At 48.9% G+C, this 20,898-nt stretch carries 21 protein-coding genes and 1 riboswitch; of the genes, 5 read left to right on the forward strand and 16 right to left on the reverse strand.

The features are described from left to right. Positions 1 to 14: 14 nt before the first annotated feature. The 9 genes from cobS to cobD form a co-directional block, all read right to left on the reverse strand. Positions 15 to 884, reverse strand: coding sequence for an adenosylcobinamide-GDP ribazoletransferase (cobS, locus tag MHB54_RS05980; RefSeq protein WP_023987652.1), 870 nt, complete (start codon positions 882 to 884; stop codon positions 15 to 17). Next, positions 881 to 1,447: a bifunctional adenosylcobinamide kinase/adenosylcobinamide-phosphate guanylyltransferase gene (gene cobU, locus MHB54_RS05985; RefSeq protein WP_264454041.1), complete on the reverse strand. Its 567-nt coding sequence runs from the start codon at positions 1,445 to 1,447 to the stop codon at positions 881 to 883. Before cobU ends, cobS begins: the two co-directional genes overlap by 4 nt. Then, entirely contained in the window at positions 1,444 to 2,514 is a 1,071-nt protein-coding gene (gene cobT, locus MHB54_RS05990) for a nicotinate-nucleotide--dimethylbenzimidazole phosphoribosyltransferase (RefSeq protein ID WP_264454042.1), read from the reverse strand. Before cobT ends, cobU begins: the two co-directional genes overlap by 4 nt. 43 nt (positions 2,515 to 2,557) lie before the next feature. Then, positions 2,558 to 3,391: an ABC transporter ATP-binding protein gene (locus MHB54_RS05995; protein WP_071559000.1), complete on the reverse strand. Its 834-nt coding sequence runs from the start codon at positions 3,389 to 3,391 to the stop codon at positions 2,558 to 2,560. After that, the gene (locus MHB54_RS06000) at positions 3,388 to 4,434 is read right to left on the reverse strand and encodes a FecCD family ABC transporter permease (protein WP_264454043.1); all 1,047 of its coding nucleotides are present in this window, start codon (positions 4,432 to 4,434) and stop codon (positions 3,388 to 3,390) included. The genes MHB54_RS05995 and MHB54_RS06000 overlap by 4 nt, the downstream gene beginning before the upstream one ends. Next, positions 4,431 to 5,438 (reverse strand): ABC transporter substrate-binding protein, encoded by a 1,008-nt coding sequence (locus tag MHB54_RS06005; protein WP_023987647.1) that lies wholly within the window; start codon positions 5,436 to 5,438, stop codon positions 4,431 to 4,433. Before MHB54_RS06005 ends, MHB54_RS06000 begins: the two co-directional genes overlap by 4 nt. 207 nt (positions 5,439 to 5,645) lie before the next feature. Beyond that, positions 5,646 to 5,839: riboswitch (cobalamin riboswitch) on the reverse strand. A 122-nt stretch (positions 5,840 to 5,961) separates the two neighbouring features. Next, on the reverse strand, positions 5,962 to 6,720 hold the full coding sequence (locus MHB54_RS06010; protein ID WP_370671146.1) for a histidine phosphatase family protein: 759 nt from the start codon (positions 6,718 to 6,720) through the stop codon (positions 5,962 to 5,964). 38 nt (positions 6,721 to 6,758) lie between these two features. Continuing rightward, a complete protein-coding gene (gene cbiB, locus MHB54_RS06015; RefSeq protein ID WP_209941358.1) occupies positions 6,759 to 7,730 on the reverse strand; it encodes an adenosylcobinamide-phosphate synthase CbiB in 972 nt (323 codons plus the stop codon). After that, positions 7,720 to 8,823, reverse strand: a complete 1,104-nt coding sequence (gene cobD, locus MHB54_RS06020) for a threonine-phosphate decarboxylase CobD (protein ID WP_076158160.1) — start codon at positions 8,821 to 8,823, stop codon at positions 7,720 to 7,722. The genes cbiB and cobD overlap by 11 nt, the downstream gene beginning before the upstream one ends. A 159-nt stretch (positions 8,824 to 8,982) precedes the next feature. Here cobD and MHB54_RS06025 point away from each other — a divergent pair, with 159 nt between their 5' ends. Beyond that, complete coding sequence (locus MHB54_RS06025; protein ID WP_340958500.1) at positions 8,983 to 9,984, forward strand: lipoate--protein ligase; 1,002 nt, start codon at positions 8,983 to 8,985, stop codon at positions 9,982 to 9,984. A 162-nt stretch (positions 9,985 to 10,146) separates the two neighbouring features. Continuing rightward, positions 10,147 to 10,947 (forward strand): Cof-type HAD-IIB family hydrolase, encoded by an 801-nt coding sequence (locus MHB54_RS06030; RefSeq protein ID WP_023987642.1) that lies wholly within the window; start codon positions 10,147 to 10,149, stop codon positions 10,945 to 10,947. 138 nt (positions 10,948 to 11,085) lie between these two features. On the opposite strand, the gene MHB54_RS06035 is transcribed toward MHB54_RS06030, so the two are convergent. Beyond that, positions 11,086 to 11,997: a DMT family transporter gene (locus MHB54_RS06035; protein WP_013309297.1), complete on the reverse strand. Its 912-nt coding sequence runs from the start codon at positions 11,995 to 11,997 to the stop codon at positions 11,086 to 11,088. Positions 11,998 to 12,129: 132 nt separating this feature from the next. Between MHB54_RS06035 and MHB54_RS06040 the strand changes: the two genes are divergently transcribed. Continuing rightward, positions 12,130 to 13,623 carry an aminotransferase-like domain-containing protein gene (locus tag MHB54_RS06040; RefSeq protein WP_339201654.1) on the forward strand — a complete coding sequence of 498 codons (1,494 nt, stop codon included), beginning with the start codon at positions 12,130 to 12,132 and terminating at the stop codon, positions 13,621 to 13,623. A gap of 3 nt (positions 13,624 to 13,626) precedes the next feature. Here MHB54_RS06040 and MHB54_RS06045 read toward each other — a convergent pair whose 3' ends face one another. Continuing rightward, entirely contained in the window at positions 13,627 to 14,397 is a 771-nt protein-coding gene (locus tag MHB54_RS06045) for an MBL fold metallo-hydrolase (protein WP_339201653.1), read from the reverse strand. Positions 14,398 to 14,562: 165 nt separating this feature from the next. Then, positions 14,563 to 15,624, reverse strand: coding sequence for a sulfate/molybdate ABC transporter ATP-binding protein (locus MHB54_RS06050; RefSeq protein ID WP_340981464.1), 1,062 nt, complete (start codon positions 15,622 to 15,624; stop codon positions 14,563 to 14,565). Between the two features lie 220 nt (positions 15,625 to 15,844). On the opposite strand from MHB54_RS06050, the gene MHB54_RS06055 reads away from it, so the two are divergent. Continuing rightward, on the forward strand, positions 15,845 to 16,246 hold the full coding sequence (locus tag MHB54_RS06055; RefSeq protein WP_023987637.1) for a secondary thiamine-phosphate synthase enzyme YjbQ: 402 nt from the start codon (positions 15,845 to 15,847) through the stop codon (positions 16,244 to 16,246). Positions 16,247 to 16,419: 173 nt separating this feature from the next. Here the strand turns inward: MHB54_RS06055 and MHB54_RS06060 are convergent, their stop codons facing one another. The 3 genes from MHB54_RS06060 to MHB54_RS06070 all read right to left on the reverse strand — a co-directional run bounded on the left by MHB54_RS06060 (position 16,420) and on the right by MHB54_RS06070 (position 19,143). After that, positions 16,420 to 17,001 carry a TetR/AcrR family transcriptional regulator gene (locus MHB54_RS06060; RefSeq protein WP_023987636.1) on the reverse strand — a complete coding sequence of 194 codons (582 nt, stop codon included), beginning with the start codon at positions 16,999 to 17,001 and terminating at the stop codon, positions 16,420 to 16,422. 5 nt (positions 17,002 to 17,006) lie between these two features. Then, the gene (locus MHB54_RS06065; protein WP_023987635.1) at positions 17,007 to 17,639 is read right to left on the reverse strand and encodes a YigZ family protein; all 633 of its coding nucleotides are present in this window, start codon (positions 17,637 to 17,639) and stop codon (positions 17,007 to 17,009) included. A 148-nt stretch (positions 17,640 to 17,787) separates the two neighbouring features. Then, positions 17,788 to 19,143, reverse strand: a complete 1,356-nt coding sequence (locus tag MHB54_RS06070) for a glucose-6-phosphate isomerase (protein ID WP_013369975.1) — start codon at positions 19,141 to 19,143, stop codon at positions 17,788 to 17,790. A 251-nt stretch (positions 19,144 to 19,394) separates the two neighbouring features. On the opposite strand from MHB54_RS06070, the gene MHB54_RS06075 reads away from it, so the two are divergent. Next, complete coding sequence (locus tag MHB54_RS06075; protein ID WP_028543020.1) at positions 19,395 to 20,294, forward strand: NAD(P)-dependent oxidoreductase; 900 nt, start codon at positions 19,395 to 19,397, stop codon at positions 20,292 to 20,294. Positions 20,295 to 20,402: 108 nt separating this feature from the next. Here the strand turns inward: MHB54_RS06075 and ppnP are convergent, their stop codons facing one another. Further along, entirely contained in the window at positions 20,403 to 20,717 is a 315-nt protein-coding gene (ppnP, locus tag MHB54_RS06080; RefSeq protein WP_023987633.1) for a pyrimidine/purine nucleoside phosphorylase, read from the reverse strand. Positions 20,718 to 20,898: the final 181 nt, after the last annotated feature.

Genomic DNA, 20,898 nt, shown 5'->3' on the forward strand with positions numbered 1-20,898 from the left:
CATTTCAAATCTGGTCACAACCCGTACAAAATTACAATAAACAACAATAAAACAGTCTCCAGCAATTCGTTTAAAGTTCCGTATATATCTCCCGTAAGTCCACCCAAGCGGCGGTTAATACGGTTTGCCGTGAAGGTTCCAACACCGTAAGCCAAGACCGGAATCAACACAAAACCTATCGAGATTGGAAGGCTCTCAGAATATGAAAGGAACGTCTGTATGGTTGATCCTGCCAACGACAGATTCCCAGTATCCCTTGTTGCTGTAGCCAAACCTGCCAGAAGATATTGTCCTACGGCAGCACTCAGGGTCACTAATACAGCCCAGAATACGGCTAACCCTACGCGGCCACCACTCATATCAGCAAAACGCGCAGCCAGCCCATCATCATTACGGGCTTTAGGCCAGCGCTTCATTGCATGTACCATAAACCAGCGGCTCCAAACCATCGGAAGCAGCAGTAAGCCAGACACATTCCGTTCAACCAACACTGTATACAGCAAAGAAGCCTTGAGCATGAGTAGCAACACACAAGCAATAACGCCCATTGCTCCTACACGGCTATCCTTCATAATCTCCAGCATCCGCTCACGGGATCGGTAGCTGAACAAGGCATCAGCCGCGTCCATCCACCCGTCCAAATGCAATCCGCCCGTCAACCAAACCCAGACAACAAGCGTAAGAATCGCACACGGCAACGGCGGCAACACCATAGAAGTAAGCGCCGCAAAGCCCCAGACAATGATGCCAATAACCACTCCGACCAGCGGATAATAACTTGCACTGCGTTTAAGCAAATCCGGGGAAAAATCCAATTCCGCCTTCACCGGAAGACGCGTTAAAAATTGAAAAGCCGCAGCAACAGCCTGACGTTCGCGGCTCATAGCTTATATTCCAACTGTTTGAGTTCTACGGGAATGCCCGCCGTCACCAAAAATACTTCATCACAAAGACGGGCAATCCGCTGATTCATAACCCCACTCAAATCCCGATACAGCCGACCAAGCGGATATTCGGGCACAATACCGTCACCAACCTCGTTGGTCACGATGACGAGCTGCCCCGGATACTGCTCCACAGCTGCCGCCAGTTCATTAATGGCAGCTCTGGACGCAGCTTCGCCGTCCTCGCCTGCGGCCAGCAGCACGTTCGACAGCCACAGGGTCAGGCAGTCGACTAGCACCAAAGGCGCGGGTGATGGCTGCGACGCTTGATCGCCGCCAAGCCGTCGCAGCAGCTCCGGCAGCGCCTTCGCTTCCTCCAGCGTCTGCCAGTCGTATCCGGCAGACTCGCGCTGGACCCGATGAAGGGCGATGCGCTCCTTCATCTCCATGTCATAGGCTTGTGCCGTTGCAATGTAGCAGGCGCCAGGCGCGCGCGACATGCATAATCGCTCGGCAAAGCCGCTTTTCCCGCTGCGTGCCCCGCCAGTCACGAGCGCTTTCATCGCTGCGCGGCTCCCTGACCGTCCGATACGCCTGCATCGGCAAAGGTCGCCATTTCGCGCATAATGCGGCACGCCGCATCAATCAGGTGCAAGCTAAGCGCACCGCCTGTGCCCTCCCCGAGCCGCATGTCCAAATAAAGCATGGGCTCCAGCTTGAGCTGGCGGAGCACCGCCGCGTGCCCGCGCTCGTCCGAGGCGTGCGAAGCGAGCATGTACGCAGCGCTAGCAGGCGCAAGTGCACGCGCTGCGAGGGCGGCTGCGCCTGAAATAAAGCCGTCCAACACGACTGGACAGCGATGTGCGGCTGCCCCGAGGATGACTCCTGCCAAGGCGGCAATCTCCAGACCGCCGACCTTAGTGAGCACGTCGAGCGCATCATTTGCATCTGGCTGGTTCACGTCCAATGCGCGGCAGACAACCGATATTTTACGGGTAAGCCCAGCCATATCTACACCCGTCCCCCGGCCTACGATAACTTCCGGCTCCAGTCCGGTGAGAGCACATACGACCGCAGCGCTGGCTGTCGTATTCCCGATGCCCAGCTCTCCGGTAACGAATAGCCGTGTGCCACCTTTGACCGCTTCTGCTACGGCTTCTGCTCCGGCCAAAACCGCCTGTTCCGCTTCTGTACGCAGCATCGCTGGCCCTTTAGCTATATTCGAAGTACCCATGCGTACCTTACGGTCCACCAGATTCGCGTGAGCGACATCCGCATTCACGCCAACATCTACCACCTTGACATCTGCGCCCGCATGGCGTGCCAGCACATTAATTGCCGCGCCACCTGACAGCATGTTATACAGCATTTGCTGTGTAACCTCAGCCGGAAAGGCACTGACTCCCTCTTCACACACCCCGTGATCCGCAGCCATGACCATAACCGTTTTACGATCAAATTCAGGCTTGTCCACTCCTGTAATTCCTGCTAGCTTGATGGCCACACTTTCCAACTTTCCAAGACTTCCCGGTGGCTTTGTTAATTGGTCCAAATGGGCTGAAGCTGCCGAGGCCGCCACCACATCCGGCTGGGCAATGCTATCGATCAGCTGACGCAGCTTGTTGTTCATAACTTCCACTCCCTGCTCTTTTTAAGTGTGTTTCATCGTTTATTTAATCTGCTGTATCCGAAGCACTCCTGCGCAGCAAGAGCTGCGGCACACCGCTATCGGGATGCGGAAGCATCACAGGCTCAACACCGTATACTCGTCGAATCCGATCCTCGGTTAATAACTTCGATGAAGCTCCCAATCCTTCAACCATTCCATCCTTGAGTACAAGCAAATCTTCGCAAAATTGGGCTGTCAAGTTAAGATCATGCAAGACCGCAATAATCGTCACACCCGTTTCTTGGCGCCAATCTGCCAGCAGTTCCATAAATTCAAGCTGATAGCGCAAGTCCAGATAGGTCGTAGGCTCGTCCAGCAGCAATATTCGTGGCTCCTGCACCATTACTTTTGCCAAAGCTACACGCTGTCGCTGTCCCCCACTCAAGCGGTCCAATGCTCTGTCCGCCAGCGTGGTAAGACCCAATCGCTCTAGCACGCGATCCGTGATCGCCTCCACATCAACACCCTTTTCCCTGCCTAGCCAGTCCTGATGAGGAAAACGTCCCATTTCTACGACTTCCCTGACGGTGTATCCCACTGGAGGAAGCCCTTCCTGTTGGAGTACGGCTATGAGTCGGGAAAGCTCTTTTCTGCTGTAGCTACCGACCTTTTTGCCATAGATATGAACGTTTCCCGAAGTTGGCTGATCTACACCGGAAAGCAAATGCAGCAAGGTGGATTTTCCACTGCCGTTCGGACCAATAATCCCCCACCAAGTTCCTTCGTCGACGCTCCAGCTTATATTCTTTAACGCATGGAACTCTCCATAGGCACGTGTTAGACCCGATACCTCTAACGCCCGATCACGTACCTTCTGTGATTCACTTTGTTCTGTCACAGCATTTCCCCCCTGCGCAGTTTCTTGTTCCGGTACAGGAGATATGCGAAGAACGGTGCCCCAACAAAGGCCGTCATCACGCCCAGAGGAATTTCCGTGGGGGCTAACAACGTGCGAGCCGCCGTATCTGCCCAAGCCATAAAAATAGCTCCACCGAGCGCAGATAATGGAACAATCATCCGGTAATCAGGCCCTGTCACCAGACGAATGATATGCGGTACAACGAGTCCCACAAAGCCAATCACTCCACATACCGAGACAGCGGCTGCTGTCAGCAGCGTGGAAATGATCAGAACAGATAGCTTCGTCGCATCTACATGAACTCCCATGTGAGCCGCCTGACGTTCACCCAAAGCCAAAATATTCAGCACACGTGCCCGGTTCCATAGAAATACCAGTCCTATGACCACATAAGGTAAAAGGATTCCTGTATATGACCAACCGCGCAGACTAAGACTTCCCATCGTCCAGTACAATATTTCATTGACCGTCTCCTTCGACATGGCTGTCAGAAAGGAAACAACCGCCCCCAGAAAGGATTGCATCACCACACCCGACAAAATGAGACTTTGTGTCGGGATTTTTCTACCTTCCCGTGCCAACGTCAGCACCATCCACAGCGTCAGCATTCCGGTCGTAAATGCCACTAACGGCAGCGTCCATATGCCAACAAATGAAAATTGAAGGCCCCAATAAATCAGTACTGCCGCTCCTACCGAAGCCCCCGAGGATACCCCCAGTGTATACGGATCAGCCAAAGGATTACGCAGCACACCCTGAAATCCGGCTCCAGCCAGCGCCAGCGCTGCTCCTACCAACATTCCCAGTAACACTCGTGGCAATCTAACCTTCAAAATAATCTGCTCTGAGGATGTATTCCAATCCGGTGTAAACGTATCGCCTAACCATGGAAGGTGGTTAACCAGAATGCCCGTGATCTGGCTGACCGGAAGCTTGGCCGAGCCGATGCCAAGACAGAGCAGTAGCGTCAGTAACAGCAGGACAAGACCTGTTCCTCCAAAGCCGATCAGTTTACGGTTCATTTGAAAATTTCAGGATACACGCCCTTGGCCACTTCCTTGAGACCTTCCGTTACGCGTGGACCCGGACGACTAATCAAATTATCATCCACGGCAAATACCCGGTTGTGGCGAACAGCCGATATTTGATCCCATCCACTGCGAGCTTTAATGATTTCGCCGAGCGTTTGACCAGTTTTGTCGTCCTTGACACTTTTGCTGTACAAAATCACGTCAGGGTTCGCAGCAATAATATTTTCCTCACTAATTTGGTACCACCCCTTCTGCGTGGCACCTACATTTTCGCCGCCCGCTAACGTGATCAGCTCGTCCATAAACTCGCCTTTACCAACTGTCCAGCCTGGTGAAAACTCGACGTATACCCGCAGCTTCTGACCTTTACCGATATTTTTAATTCCTTCTTTCACTTCAGCTACATCTGCTCTCATCTTGTCAGTCACCGCTCTCGCTTCTTTCTGATGATCGGTGATTTTCCCATACAATTCGATGTTAGCCATGACATCTTCAACTGTCTTCGGTTCCGTTTTAAAAATCATAATTCCCATGTCGCGCAGCTTGGTCGTAGCCTGTTCACTAAGTGATATCCCTGCAAAAACGACTTCCGGGTTAGCAGCAATGATCGCCTCTTCGTTCGGTTTCATAATACCGCCCACTTTAGGCTTTTTCGTAGCTGCTTCCGGGTAATCAGAGTAGTCGGAGACGCCAACAATTTCCTTATCCAGCCCGATGGCGAACAGCGCCTCGGTTTCTGCCGGGGAGACGGAAACGATTTTATCCGGCGCTTTTTTGAATGTAAATTCCTGTCCTGTTGTATCCTTAACCGTGAGTGGGTAAACTGTTTTGCCCGGAGGCTCTTGTGCGGTTACGGTCTGTCCCGGCTGCTGTGAAGAATTCTGGTTCTCTTTATTTTCAGCATTTTTCCCATTAGCTCCACATGCACTCAGCACAACTGCCAAAATCAGAACCAATAGACCTGTTGTCCAAACCTTTATTTTTTTTCCTGCCATGATTTGCACCCCTTCATAAAAAATCGTTAAGAGCGTTACTTGAACATCATCAGATATCTTCTAAATCCAGCCTTCTTTTCCTATCAAAAAAACCCCGCATCCTCATATCAGGACACAGGGGTCACGTTAGCGCAGATCGTGCGCAGGCGGCAGCTTCTTTCCGCATGGACAGTCACTGCGAACACGTCATCCTTTCCTCGAAGGATTATGGTGACAGGCGGACGGGCAGGTATCCTGACTTATGGTAAAATGCATGTCCTGAAATTCTTTCATATGCTTAGTAGCACATAAAGCAGGACTAACGGGCATGTTTCCATTTACAGTGGCGGGACCGCGCCGGACTCACACCGACTTCCCTTTTAACAGCGCAGGCAAGGGAAACCATAGTTTCATCACGCTGCGCCGACCTCGTCTGCTGGATATTTGATGTAGTGGTAGTCAAGCCGTTCTTTTACTTGATGATTATAGGTTAAAAAGAGGCGGCTTACAACCCAAACAGCCTCTTTATCCGCTGGTGTCTAACCTAATGAGGAAGCATTTCTGCTATGTAATTGTGCCGTCCTGCCAGCCTCAATTGAATCCTAAATGCTTCTCCCGGCTTCGGATTCAAACTCCAAAAATCATGGCCCGGTATCAGCATGCAAGCTAACTGACGAATTACGCCACCATGCGTAACGACCAAAACAGAGGGTGGCGCAGCAGTCAAATCCATGGGTTGAACTTCCATAGCAACACGCCATTCATACAGAGAGTCAAGAAATTTCCGTAGACGATTCACAAAATCTGCCCAAGACTCTCCTCCAGGAGGGGTTATCCGTTGCGGCTCATCAATCCAAGCGCGATACAACGACACATCCTTGAGCATGTCATACGTTTTTCCATCCCACTCACCAAAATGAAGCTCTCGCAGACGTGGTTCCATCATAGGAGACATAGTAGATAGGGAACCTCCAGACGTCAATTCTGATTCCGGCACAATGATCTGCAAGGTCTGGCGACATCGCATTAAATCGCTGCAATAGATTCGAGCAAAGGACTGCCCTTGCAATTTTTCTTGCAAAGGCTTTAATTCCTGCTCTGCTCCCGGTAGCAAACCTAAGTCGGAGTGTCCTAGATATCGACGTTCCTTGTTCCATAAGGTTGTGCCGTGACGAACTAACACGAGTTCCATGTCCCAATGCAGATCTTCTTTAGCATCATACGGCACCTTATCCTCCTGTGAGTTCGGACTTTGTGCGTATTCTACTGTCCTTTTTGCTGCTATATCTTGTTTCAAGATCATGTCACTTCCTGCTCGATCATTATTCAGTGTGTCACTCCTCACCGCACCCATCCCAAGGCAAAACAACCTGCGGCTCCTAACAAACACAATCCTACAAACATACTGGACACGGCGAACATCAGCTGGATCGTATGCCGTATATCTTTCGACTCTAGCGGTCGTATCCAATCGCCCATGTATGCACGAAAGGAGCGCACGCCATGATACACATTATAGCCTCCAAGACGAATCCCCAGTGCACCGGCAACAGCCGATTCCGGGAAGCCACTGTTCGGGCTTGGGTGCAGACGAGCGTCTCGCTTGACTGTGCGCCAGCTTCTTGCAGCATCTCGCTTGTACATCCACGCCGCTACCACAAGCATTGCCGCTGTCAGGCGTGCCGGAATGTAGTTAGCGACATCATCCAGACGTGCTGAAGCCCAGCCTAAATGCAGATACTTTTCATTTTTGTAGCCAACCATGGAATCGAGCGTATTCACAGCACGATAAGCCAGCGCCAAGGGTGCTCCCCCGATCAAGGCATAAAAAAGCGGGGAAATAATCGCGTCCACGATATTTTCAGCGACCGTTTCGACGGTACCGCGTACAATCTCAGGCTCATCAAGCTGTTGCGTATCCCGCCCAACTATCATGCCCAGCTCCCGCCGTGCCGCAGCCAGGTCATCCGCCTGCAACGCTCGGTATACTGCCATTCCTGCGTCCTTTAGTCCTTTGGAAGCAATCGTGGTCGCAATCAGCACCATTTCTACGCCGACAGACAACCACGGATGAATCCAGGCAAGCAAGTGCAATAGCGCCCAGGCGAGCGTAAAGGAGCCTCCCGCCACAATGAGTGGAAGCAGTATACCCGCACGTTTCAACCCCCGGTCACTTCGGGCCTGGCGGCGAATCGCTTTTTCCAATGCTGAAATGGCATGTCCCATACCGATGACTGGATGTGGCAACCACCTCGGGTCACCGATCAGCCTGTCCAAAAGATAGGCTGCCAGGATAATCAAGCTAACTGTCACGCCGCTGCTCCTCCTCCAGCACTTCACCCAATACAGACAGCAGCCTGTCGTTGGCTTCTGCATCCTTGACCGCAATCCGAAAATGGCTCGTCGTCAGCCCCGGATACATAGCACAGCTACGTATAAGAATTCCGCGTTGTCCAAGCGCCTGCTGAATCGCCGATGCGCTCCACGTACCCGGCGCCCTTGCCAGCACGTAATTGGCTTCGCCGGGAACAACACCGCAGCCCCATTCCGCCAAGGCGGTCAACAGGCGGTTGCGCTCCGTAGCAATCAGCTCCTGTGTTTGGTGCTCATATGCTTGCCCACTTCTCAAACACGCCTCCCCAGCCAGCAACGCCAATCCATTCACACTCCAGGTCACCTGTTTGGCCGTCATTCGCCGGATATAATCTGGATGAGCAATCGCATAGCCCAATCGCAAGCCAGGAATGGCATAAAATTTGGTCATTGACCGGATCAAAATCACATGAGGATAACGATCCAGCACAGGCAGTAGTGAGATTCGCCGTTCCAGCGGGATAAAATCAATGAATGCTTCATCCACCACCAGCACGGTACCCGTTTTGCCAGCCGCTTCTGCCAGTTCGCACAGCTCCTGCTTACCATATTGCACACCGTTTGGATTATTCGGCTGCCCAAGAAACAAAACATCTACCTGCTCCATGAGCTGAAGGATGTCCTCCACGTCCGCCTTCCATTGAAGCGAGGCCTTCCCGTACACCCGGTTGATCTCAGCTCCGAATTTGCCAGCCAGCTCCGCATATTCTGAAAAACACGGCTCCACTGTACCCACACGCTTAGGAGCCAGTCCCAATAGCAGGAGCGCCATACTTTCAGCCGCTCCGTTTCCGATACTTAACGACTCCGGTGGAACATGCAGTCGCCGTGCGAGCATATTTTTAAAATTCCGATGCCCAGGATCTGGATAGCGAATCACAGTGTCAAATGAGTGTTGCAGCGCCTCAAGCACCTCCGGTGGTGGACCAAGCGGATTAATATTTGCACTAAAATCTACAAAATCCGCAGCAGCTCCGCCGAATGTCGCCGCAGCTGTTTCCCTGTCCCCGCCATGACCGTAAACCTCTATCATTACCTCTCATCCTTTCCGGCCGTTTCCAATCATTTAGCTCCATTATGAGGCTGCTTTTTGCGTCCCGTCAATGCAAATGAGCTTTTGTACATGGCTCACTTGGGTTACAATAGAAGGAGGCACACATAAATTACACAGTTTATATACGGAGGAATGGACATGCTGTTCATCGACAACCAGGGGATACACGATCCAGCCATTAATCTTGCCATTGAGGAATACGCGCTCAAGCATCTACCGCTGGACGACAGCTATTTGCTGTTTTACATTAATCAGCCTTCTATTATTATAGGCAAGCATCAAAACACTATTGAAGAAATCAACGCCGAGTTTGTCAGAGATAACAATATTCAAGTCGTTCGTCGCCTGTCCGGCGGTGGGGCTGTATATCATGATCTCGGTAATTTAAATTTCAGCTTCATTACTAGGGATAACGGGGAATCCTTTCATAATTTCCTCAAATTTACGCAACCCGTGATTGATGCTCTGCGCCAAATGGGAGTAGAAGCTGAAATGACAGGCCGCAACGATCTACAGGTCGGAGAACGTAAAATTTCAGGAAACGCCCAATTTGCCACACGCGGACGGATGTTCAGCCACGGTACATTGATGTTTAACCTGAATCTGGACAATGTGGCTGCATCGTTGCATGCCAATCCCGAAAAATTCAAATCCAAAAGCACTAAATCCGTCCGCAGTCGCGTGGCTAACATCAGCGAACTGATGGACCGTGAGATGACCATAGAGCAATTTCGCGAGGAACTGCTGCGTTTCATATTCGGTGCAGAATTGGATCAGGTACCTCAATATAAGCTCACCGATACCGATTGGGCCAAAATCCATGAAATATCCAAAGAACGCTACCAATCGTGGGATTGGAACTACGGTCTATCCCCCGAGAGCAATATCAAGCACACACGTAAATTTCCGGTCGGCATTATTGATATCCGCATGGATCTTAAGGAAGGCTATATCCGTGATATTAAAATCTATGGGGATTTCTTCGGCGTGGGTGACGTTGCTGATATTGAAAATATCCTGCGTGGCAAGCGCTATGATGGAGGTGAGGTACGTCAAGCCTTATCCTCTCTCGATTTGAAGCACTATTTTGGTAATATTGAGCTGGACGATTTTGTTGGACTTGTATTTTTGGAAGACTAACCGTTACTTTTTCCCATCGTTTCAAGCCAATACTTCAGTGGTTATAAGGGGACAGGCTCTTATAGGGGCCGTCCCCTTTTCATTGCGATATTGTCATTTTGAATATTATAAGATACAATTTTAACATTGCCCCATGATAGAGATAAAGGAGAGAATACCGATATGTATAAATTAATTGCCATTGATATTGATGATACACTCATTAACGACCAGAAAGAAGTTACACCGGCGACACAACAGGCATTAGAAGCTGCTGTAGCGAAAGGTGTGGTGGTTACCCTCGCTACTGGACGAGCTTATGCCTCTGCACATAAAATTGCTCGTCAGACTGGTTTGAACGTGCCAATCATTACGTACCAAGGAGCTTTGGTTAAAAACCTGCTGGACGAAAACGTGCTGTATGAGCGTTATGTTCCACTCGTGGCTGCACGTCGCCTGTATGAATTCTGCGTAGAACGCAATCTGCATCTGCAAACGTATATAGATGACAAATTGTACACACGTGAAGATAATCAGAAAATCAAAGATTACACGGAACTGAACAACACGGAATATTTTGTAGAGCCTGTATTCAGTAAAGTTATAGAGCAGCCGGCTCCTAAACTGCTGATCATCGACGAGCCGGAAGTGTTGGATGAATTAATTCCTGAACTTCGCGAACTGCTTGGCAATGAAGTTCACATTACAAAATCCAAGCCTCATTTTCTGGAAATTATGCATCATGAAGGCACCAAGGGCCATGCGCTTACCTTCCTTGCAAACCATTTTGGCTGTGAACTGTCGGAAACGATTGCTATCGGCGACTCTTGGAACGACCATGAAATGCTTGAATGTGCTGGTCTCGGCATAGCGATGGAGAATGCCATTCCTGATTTGAAAAAGCTGGCTGATTACATCACTCGTAGCAATAACGAAGACGGTGTTAAGCACGCCATCGACAAATTCGTACTCAATGTTGAATAAGCAAAAAGTGCCTGCTCCCATAATACTTGAATAAAGTAATACAACAACAAAGCCTCCAAACGTCGCATGATCAGTAACATACGACAGTTTGGAGGCCTTTTCTGTCAGATCATATAATAACCTGACCGCTATAAAATATCAGGCAGCAGAACGTACCTTGCGCCTGTTCACCAGACGGATAATTCCATTGTTCATAAGGATTAGTCCGGTCACAATGAGCAGCACCCCAGCCAGCATCCACCAGCTTACATGCTCTCCATACAACAACGCTCCCAAGCCCACCGCAATCGGCGGTGATATATACAGCCACGTCGTCGGAAACAGGGGATTTGTACGCTCCATGAGCCAGTAGAACAGTGTATGTGCAATCATTGAACCAAACAGGATCAGATAAAGTAAAGACCCCATGGCAGGAAGGTACTGCCACCCCTCAGAACTCCACGGTTCCGTGATCGCAGACAGTAACAGCAGCATCCATCCCCCATGGATCATTTGCGCCGCATTCAGGGCAATTGGGTTCGTTTCACGAAATACATCCATCACTCGCTTGGAATAAAGAGCTCCCCCGGAATAACACAGCTCCCCCAGCAAAATGACAAGGCATCCCGCCAGCCACAGACCACTGATCTGAACCGCCAATCCGGGCAGCACAACCAGCACCACACCAAGAAAGCTGATCATGCAGCCAACGACCGTAATCCGTGACGTTTTTTGCCGTAGCAGTACAGATTGCAAAATGACGATCATCATCGGCCCGGTAGCTGACAAAATAGCTCCGATCCCCGAGCTGACATATTGCTCTGCCCAATACAAGGCCGAAAATGTACCGAAGGTCGTTCCTGCTCCAATCAGCAACATTTCCTTACGCCATAATAACGACCATCGTACTTTTCCGGTCAGCTTCATAGCAATGAACAATATCGCCCCTGCCGCGAAAAAACGTACACCTGCCGATAGGAATGGTGGAAGTCCGGCTTCCACTCCCACTTTTATGGCCAAAAACGTTGTGCCAAAAATAAGACACATTACTGTAAACGCGATACCTATCATGATACGTCCCTCTCCCTTCAGTTGCTTTTAAGCATACAGGGGGACGAACAGAACAGATGTATAACTACAGAACAGTTGTATATGTTTTTGAAGTGCTATATAGTACAATACACAGAAAGGAGCGTGGATAGCATGGGGAAGAACAACAGCGAACTACTCTTTCCAGCCGATCATGCCTTAAAGCTGTATGAGCAGGTTATCCATTATGTAACTGTGCGGATTGATCGCGGGGATTGGCAAACAGACATGAAGCTGCCGTCCGTACGAAGCTTGGCTCAGGAGCTGGGTGTACATCGGCTAACTGTTTTCCGGGCATATCAGGAGTTGAAGCAACGGGGACTGGTCTATGTAAAGGACAAATCAGGATATTACGTTCATGCTTCCCAAGCGACTGGGCATGCAAAATATGCTGGCTACTCGGGACATTCGTCCATTGACCTCACGATTCACTCCGAATCTGCCCATGCGGCAGATGATCCGTCAGTTTCAGCCTGGAGAGGAATGGATGGACTTAGCCGCGTTCAATCGGTAAATGCGAATTTCCAGTTTTCCAAAGCGCTGATTGACCCCTCTCTCCTGCCCAATCGATTTTGGGGAGAGCTGATGATACAGGTATTTGAAAAGCATCCGAAAGTAGCGGCCACCTATTCCGCTGTGCAAGGTGATGCCGAGCTTCGGGAGGCCATGGCGCAGCATTTTAGCGTGGATAAGCATTTTGCTTTATCACCGGATGAAGTGCTGATTACCTCCGGAGCACAGCAAGCCATTGATTTAATTGCCCGATCTCTGCTCCGTACAGGAGACCGTGTATTAATCGAACGCCCTGCCTATGGCCCCGCTATGGAAATATTCCGTAGACTAGGCGCACGTCTGACTATGACTGATATTCGACCAGAAGGTTATGATATGGACCAGATTGAGTGGTGCATGAAAACGGAAAAACCACGCCTCTTTTATATGAATCCAACATTCCACAACCCGACGGGCTTTACGGTCCCCGATGAGCAGCGCAAACGACTGCCTGAACTAGCCGAGCGCTATGGCTGCCTTATTGTTGAGGATGACAGCACCTATGACATTAGCTTTGGGCAAAAGCCCCCTTCTCCGATTTTCGCCTATGATGTTTCGGGAAGCGTCGTCTACATTCGAAGTTACAGTAAATATGTCGCACCCGGTCTACGAATCGCAGCCGTGACCTGCCGACCACAGCTCATGAACAGCCTGCTGAACGTCAAAGCGTTAGTGGACAATGGATCGCCACTGCTGAATCAAAAGCTGTTTTTAGAATACTTTCAATCTCCACGTATGCAGCAGCATATTAAAAAGCTATGTATCGCGCTCCAGATTCGTAAGGAAACGATGGAAGACAGTCTCCGCGATTCCGGTTGGACGTGGACCAGCCCGGCAGGGGGACTCAACCTGTGGCTCCAGCTGCCTTCTACGTTGAAACCTAATGAATTACTTGCCAAAGGTATACAAGAGTCCGTATCCTTTGTCACCGGCAATGTGTTTGATCCCATCGGCGCAGAGGGTAAAACGCATATACGGCTGTCTTATTCATACGCCAACGAGCTACAAATCAAAGAAGGAATCTCCACACTTCTACGTATCAGTCAAACGATGTAAAGGCTATTCTAACGGCAAACTCATGCCGGTGTGTGCCAAGCTAATCCCTTCCAGAAGCCCATAGTTGCGTGTGACATCCACATCATGGGACATATGTGTAAACACTGTGCTTTCGGGTTTAAGCCTTCCTATAAGCTCCTGAGCCTCCAGCATGTCATATACGGAACGGGTGGCATACTCGGCCTCCTCATGATAAAAACTCGTTCCCAGGACGAGCAAATTCAGATTGTGCAAGGGCAGAATTTCCGCCTCATTCAATCCAATCGAATCCGAACAGTAAGCCCACGAGAAGCCGTCCTTTTCCAGACGATAAGCGTAGGCATATCCGTTCTTCCCGTGATTCACACGCCATCCCCGGATATTCCATCCGCCAAGTTGGGCTCCCTGGTCTACTGGAATAAGATCCAAGTTTCCAGAGAGCCAGGAAAATTGACACAAGATCGTGTCAATCACTTCCTGTGGCGCGTACAAGCGACCTCTGTTCCCAGTCCAGCGACAGGCATCTGCCCATTCTGGTAATCCTCCAATATGGTCAAAATGTGCATGTGTCACAAGGATCGTAGGGATATAACGCAGACCGCGCAATTCTAGCTGTCTGCGCCAGTCCGGGCCACAATCAATCATAAAGTCCTCCGTCGCGCTTTCGATCAGCACAGACGATCTCAATCTTACATTCGCCCCTGTCGTGCGAGCTTCTGTGCATACGAGACAATCACAATATACACGCGGAACCCCCATTGCATCCCCCGTGCCAAGAAAAATAAGCCGATTCATGGTTTAACTCCTATCTATATGGGTCTTTTTACTACTATTATAACGAACAGACCGATTCTACGTAAATCATCTGCGTAAATCCTTCCAGCGTCCAACGCCAAAAGGAGCATGCCCAAAGCCGTGAAATCAGGCTAGACATCCCCTCATGCGTGATCGTATTTATTTTTAGATGATGATAGGCATTGGATCTTCCTTCAGGCGGTTTTCCACCATCCAGCTGGACTGGTCATTATAGAGATAGGCTCGATGCACCAACACTCGCACCTGCTGACCAGGTTCCAGCGTAGACTTCTCCAGTGAGCGGTATGTCATGAGACGATGATCCCCGACCTGTACTTCAACCATCCACTCACTTCCACGAAAATGCAAATGCTTCACTATGCCTTCCTCGGTCGCCGACAGAAGCGTAAATTCCTCGCTTGGCCCGACATCAATATACTCCGGACGGATCAAGGCACGTGTTCCCACTCCAGCAGCTTCTTCGAAGCCTCTAAGACTGCCTGCCTGTTCAATCACTGTAGATTCCCCAATAAAGGAAGCCACGAACGGGGTACCCGGTTTTTTATAAATATCCCAAGGCGTTCCTTTCTGCTCCAGTCGTCCCTGATTAATCACCATAATTTCATTCGCTACTTCAATCGCCTCATCCTGATCATGGGTGACAAAAATTGAAGTAATGCCCACCCGCTCAATCAACTCTCGCAGCCAGGTGCGCAGCTCCTGACGAATCTTGGCATCAATAGCCGCAAAAGGCTCATCCAGCAGCAACAGTTGAGGCTCTGGTGCCAAAGCACGCGCAAAAGCAACCCGCTGTCGTTGTCCACCTGACAACTGATGCGGATAACGATGCTCAAAACCTTTGAGCCCCGTTAGTTCGACCAACTCTGTGACCCGTTCCTTGATGCGGGTTTTGGAGCTTTTTTTCACTTTCAGGCCAAAGGCAATATTGTCGTAGACGCTCATGTGCTTGAACAAAGCATAGTTTTGAAATACAAATCCGATTCCACGTTCCTGCGGGGACAGCTCGTTTACCCTTTTTCCATGAAAATGAATTTCTCCCGCATCCGGTTGCTCCAGACCCGCCAAAATGCGAAGAATGGAAGTTTTCCCCCCACCACTTGGACCGAGTAAGCCAATAAGATGGCCCGCCTGAATATCAAAAGATACGTCCTTTACTGCATGAAAATTACCGAAATGCTTGTTTAATCCTCTTACTTCCACATGCATATTCGTACACTTCCTTTCCGCTTCTGGACCTGTTCAGGCACAGCAGCAGCCTTGCTTACCGCAAAGCACGTACCTCATTTGAAACATTTAATTATTCCAATGCATATACTTTGTTTTTTCTTATGTGATACTTTATCAAAGGAAAGTAATTTTCGTCAACTCTATATATTATCTTAGGAATTAAAAGGGTAAAGTATTAAGAAGAAAGGAGATGGAGTCATTGCTGCATACTTTAGAATTATCCACTACACGGCGAGATGAAATGCGCGATATTACACGAGAGGTTGCTTCATTGATCGAAAAAAGCGGGGTACAACAAGGAACCGCACTTGTTTATTGTCCACACACGACAGCCGGCATCGCCATTAATGAAAATGCAGACCCAGATGTCAAACATGATGTGATGTTAAGACTAGATGAAGTTTATCCGTGGGAGCATCCCCAATATCGCCATATGGAGGGAAATACAGCGTCCCACTTAAAATCCATTACGACAGGCCCCTCACAAACAATCATCATCCATGATGGAAAGCTGTTGCTCGGACGATGGCAGGGACTTTATTTTTGTGAATTCGACGGACCACGCAGACGCCAATACCATGTAAAGATCATGGAGGGCTAAAGGACCGGGTAAAAAAAACAGACCATGATGTTTTCCTACTGGATGCATCATCGTCTGTTAAATCCTTAGTCGCTTTCGCAAAGTACCGTAATGATAAGTTACCGTCATGAAGTGCATACACCCAGAAAAGCGCCCTACATGTTCATGGCTGAAGCGTGTGAATGCAGGTACGCTCATAGGTGTCTGCACAGCAGCTTTACATGTGCTAAAGCAGCGGGCCTAATTTCTTCAAATGTTAAACCGTCCTGAATATAAAAGGATACAAAGCCATGCATGGATAAAAACAGGCTTTTCGGTACCCTTGAGCAATCTTCCTCCGAGTGCCCCTGACCACTCAATTCTTGACGGATCATAGACGCAAATAGTTCCACACAACGATTTTGCTCTGTGCGACAGTATGCAAATAGTTCTTCATCGTGCATCATAAACATAATTTCGTACTGATATGGATTTTCCAAACCAAAACGGATAAATTCCAGCATCAAGTACTCCAGTCTGCTCAAGCCATCATCAGACGTACCTGTTGCTGCTTGCAGTAGAATCCCACGCAATGTATTAAAATCTTCAATCACAATGGCATAGAACAGTTCAGCCTTCTCTTTAAAATGATAATATAACGAACCATGACTGTAACCCAGATGCTGGCCAATGCTGCGCATTGAAATCGCACGGTAGCCCTTGGTAATAAACAAGTGCCTGGCCGCTTCCAGAATCCGCCCTCTTGACAACTCCTGTTCTACTGCTCTTCTAGCCATATTATTTATTCCCCTTCAATAAAGTAAAGCTGCTCTCCCTCCGACACAAGCGATTGCCCCTGCGTCAAGTCTGTTATCCAGTTGCTGAAGGATTCCGCATCACCAGCCAGCGGCAGACAGGTTAAGGTAACTTTATCCGTAAACATTGTTTCTCCAGTGCGGATGCTGCGATTGCGTAATTCATTTTCCACTTTGCCCAACCAGGTATAATCCAATTCTACAAAAACTTCGCGATGCAGCACACGCGTAATTGCATCCCCTGCCTCGATTGCTGCAACAGCACCATCTGAATATGCGCGAATCAGACCGCCTGCTCCCAGCAAAATCCCACCAAAGTAACGGGTAACAACAATAGCGACATTTTTCAGCTTCTGGTTGCGGATCACCTCCAAAATAGGCTTTCCAGCCGTACCACTCGGTTCTCCGTCATCCGATTGCTTTTGGATTTCGTCTCTTTCCCCAATCATGTAAGCAGAACAATTATGGGTAGCGTTCCAATGCTCTTTTTTGATACGTTCTATGAAAGCAGTTGCTTCTTCCTCAGTTTGAACAGGCTGAATATGACCGATAAAACGGGATTTTCGGATCACAATTTCCTTGTTGCCGGCACCGCGTACGGTTCGGTATTGTTCCAACATACACGTATAACCTTCCTTACTTCATTTTACAAGAAAGCAGTCCCCCGCTTCTGGCAGCTGGTGAACTGCTTTCCTGTACTTTAATTGATGCTATACACTATAACACTTCTGACCGAAATCCTGTTTCGCATCAGAGATTACAGCACTCTTATTCAGACAATCTCGCTTCAAGCTCAGCTTTTTCTTTTTCGAAGCCTGGTTTGCCAAGCAGCGCAAACATGTTCTTCTTGTAAGCTTCTACGCCCGGTTGATCGAACGGATTTACGCCCAACAGGTAGCCGCTAATGCCGCAAGCTTTTTCGAAGAAATAAGCAAGATAGCCGAAAGAGTAAGGGCTCAAGTCAGGAATATTTACAATCAGGTTCGGTACTTGTCCGTCTGTGTGAGCCAGCAATGTACCTTGGAATGCTTTTTTGTTTACAAAATCCACAGTTTTGCCTGCCAGGAAATTCAGTCCGTCCAGATCATCCTCATCTGCTTCGATGGTGATGTGACTAGGTACATTTTCAACTTGGATTACCGTTTCGAAAATGTTGCGGCTGCCTTCCTGAATGAATTGTCCCATGGAGTGCAGGTCTGTCGAGAAATCAACAGAAGCAGGATAAATGCCTTTGTAATCCTTGCCTTCGCTTTCTCCGTACAACTGTTTCCACCACTCGGATACAAAATGAAGAGACGGCTCATAGTTTACGAGAATTTCAATTGCTTTACCTTTGCGGTACAAAGCGTTACGAACAGCTGCATATTGATAAGCCTCGTTCTCAGCTACATTCGGGTTGCTGTACTCTTTGGAAGCGTCTGCCGCCCCCTGCATCATTTCCTCGATGTTAATGCCTGCAGTAGCAATCGGCAACAAGCCTACTGCTGTCAGCACGGAGTAACGACCACCCACATCATCAGGAATAATGAAGGATTCGTATCCTTCCTCGTTAGCCAGTTTTTTCAAAGCGCCACGTTCTTTATCCGTCGTTGCATAAATACGCTTGCGTGCTTCTTCTTTACCGTATTTTTTCTCCAGAGCTGCACGGAATACGCGGAATGCGATAGCTGGCTCTGTTGTCGTACCTGATTTAGAAATGACGTTCACTGAGAAGTCTTTTCCTTCAATCAGTTCCAACAGATGATTTACATATGTAGAGCTGATGTTGTTGCCTGCAAAATAGATAGCTGGACCCTTGCGTTGATCTTTAGGCAGCGCATTGTAGAAAGAATGCGACAGCATTTCGATCGCAGCACGTGCTCCAAGGTAAGAACCGCCGATACCGATTACGATCAGTACTTCGGAATCGCTTTGAATTTTAGCAGCAGCCTTTTGGATGCGCGCAAACTCTTCTTTATCATAATTAGTAGGCAGGTCAATCCAACCCAAGAAATCGGAACCTACACCGGTTTGGTTGTGCAGTTGCTCATGAGCCAACTTGATAGGCTCTGCAAAATAATCAATTTCGTGCTGACCTACAAAGGAGAGTGCTTTAGTGTAATCAAAAATAACTTTTTTAGACATGTTTGGAACCTCCTGTTTGGTATTACTAAGACCATGAATACGAACATAAGGACTTAGGAATAGGATACTTTAATTTGCTGGGCCTGACAAGCTTGCGTTACCTGTGTATCCTGTGCTTGACAGCCCTTCTTGTAGATAGGGTAGCATGCCCATGCTACAATTAACTGAGATCAACCTGTTTCAATATTCAATTCAAGCCGAACTCGCAATCTGCATCGGACGGCAACTTCCAACAAGAAAGGTGATTAGCAATGAAAAACATCGGATTTATCGGACTGGGCACCATGGGCGCCCCGATGGCATCCAATCTGCTAAAGCAGGGATTCGGAGTCACAGTTTATAATCGTACCGCTTCGCGCTGCGAACCACTGGCAGAGCAAGGCGCACGTACAGCTTCAACTCCTCGTGAAGCAGCTGAAGGTCAGCACTTGGTCATTACCATGGTCAGCGATGATCACTCCATTCGTGACATCTATTACGGCGAAGACGGCGTGTTTGCCGGTCTTACGGCTGGCATGACTGTGATGGACAACAGCACGATTTCACCTGAGCTGGTTAAACAACTGGCCGCCGAAGCGGACAAGCTGGGCTGTTCCTTCATTGATGCACCCGTAACAGGCAGTAAGCCCGCCGCTGTAGACGGCACACTCGTGTTCATGGTTGGCGGTGATGCAGAAGCCATTGCGGCACAATCAGATGTTTTTGATACGTTGGGCAAAAAGGTACTTCATATGGGACCTAATGGCAGCGGAGCCGTAGCCAAGCTCGCTCATAATACGATGGTTGGTATTCATAACCTCGCTCTGGCTGAAGGCTTTGCTATCGCGGCTAAATCCGGTATCCCGGCAGACAGCTTCCTTGAATTGGTACAACTCGGATCGGCAGGCAGCAAGGCCGCTGACCTGAAAGGGCGCAAAATCATTGAACATGATTTTAGCAACCAGTTCTCACTTGCCTTGATGCTTAAGGACTTGAAGCTTGCTTCCTCACTAACAGACAGCCTGTCCATCCCTGCACCTATGTTATCCATTGCCAAAAGCCTGTTTCAAGCCGGGCAAACGCAAGGCTACGGCGACGAGGATCTATCCGCTGTCGTGAAGACATACGAAGCATGGATTGGCCGCACCATTGGTGGTCAACCTCTCGAATAAGCTGTACCTTTCTTTGTAACCATACGGCTGTGCTTGTGTACATATGGCATAGCTTTAGGGTAAGCACACTTGGCTTGAAAGCTGAGTGTGCTTACCCGTTTTGGCTTATTATTCGGGATAAGAACAACAATAATCAGTTACACTTCGTACTTCCAGCTTAAATGATGACTTTGCAGGTACGTGAAAGGTTGCCGCCCCTTGTATTTCCAGCCATTCTTCAGTACCTGGAAGCAACACTCTCAAATCCCCTGCCAAAATCTCCATGATCTCACGGGAATCCGTGCCGAACTCATACGTTCCTGGCAGCATAATACCCAGTGTAACCTTACTGCCGTCACCCAGGATGACTGTACGGCTTGTAACCTGACCATCGTAATAAACGTTTGCTTTTTTAACTACGCTTACTCCATCAAACTGTGTCATTCGTTATCCCCTCATCTGCTCTCAATGGTTGAATGAATATTTGTGCATCATAACATAGATTTGATTCCAGCTTCAGTATGAAAATACACACTGTATCACCGTATGCTATACACTGGAATTCAATAGTGATTTTTTTGCAAAACATCAACTGTATGAAACAAACAGCCGTAAGCCTTTCTCA

The sequence above is a fragment of the Paenibacillus sp. FSL M7-0802 genome (assembly GCF_038004945.1).
GTDB lineage: Bacteria > Bacillota > Bacilli > Paenibacillales > Paenibacillaceae > Paenibacillus > Paenibacillus polymyxa_B.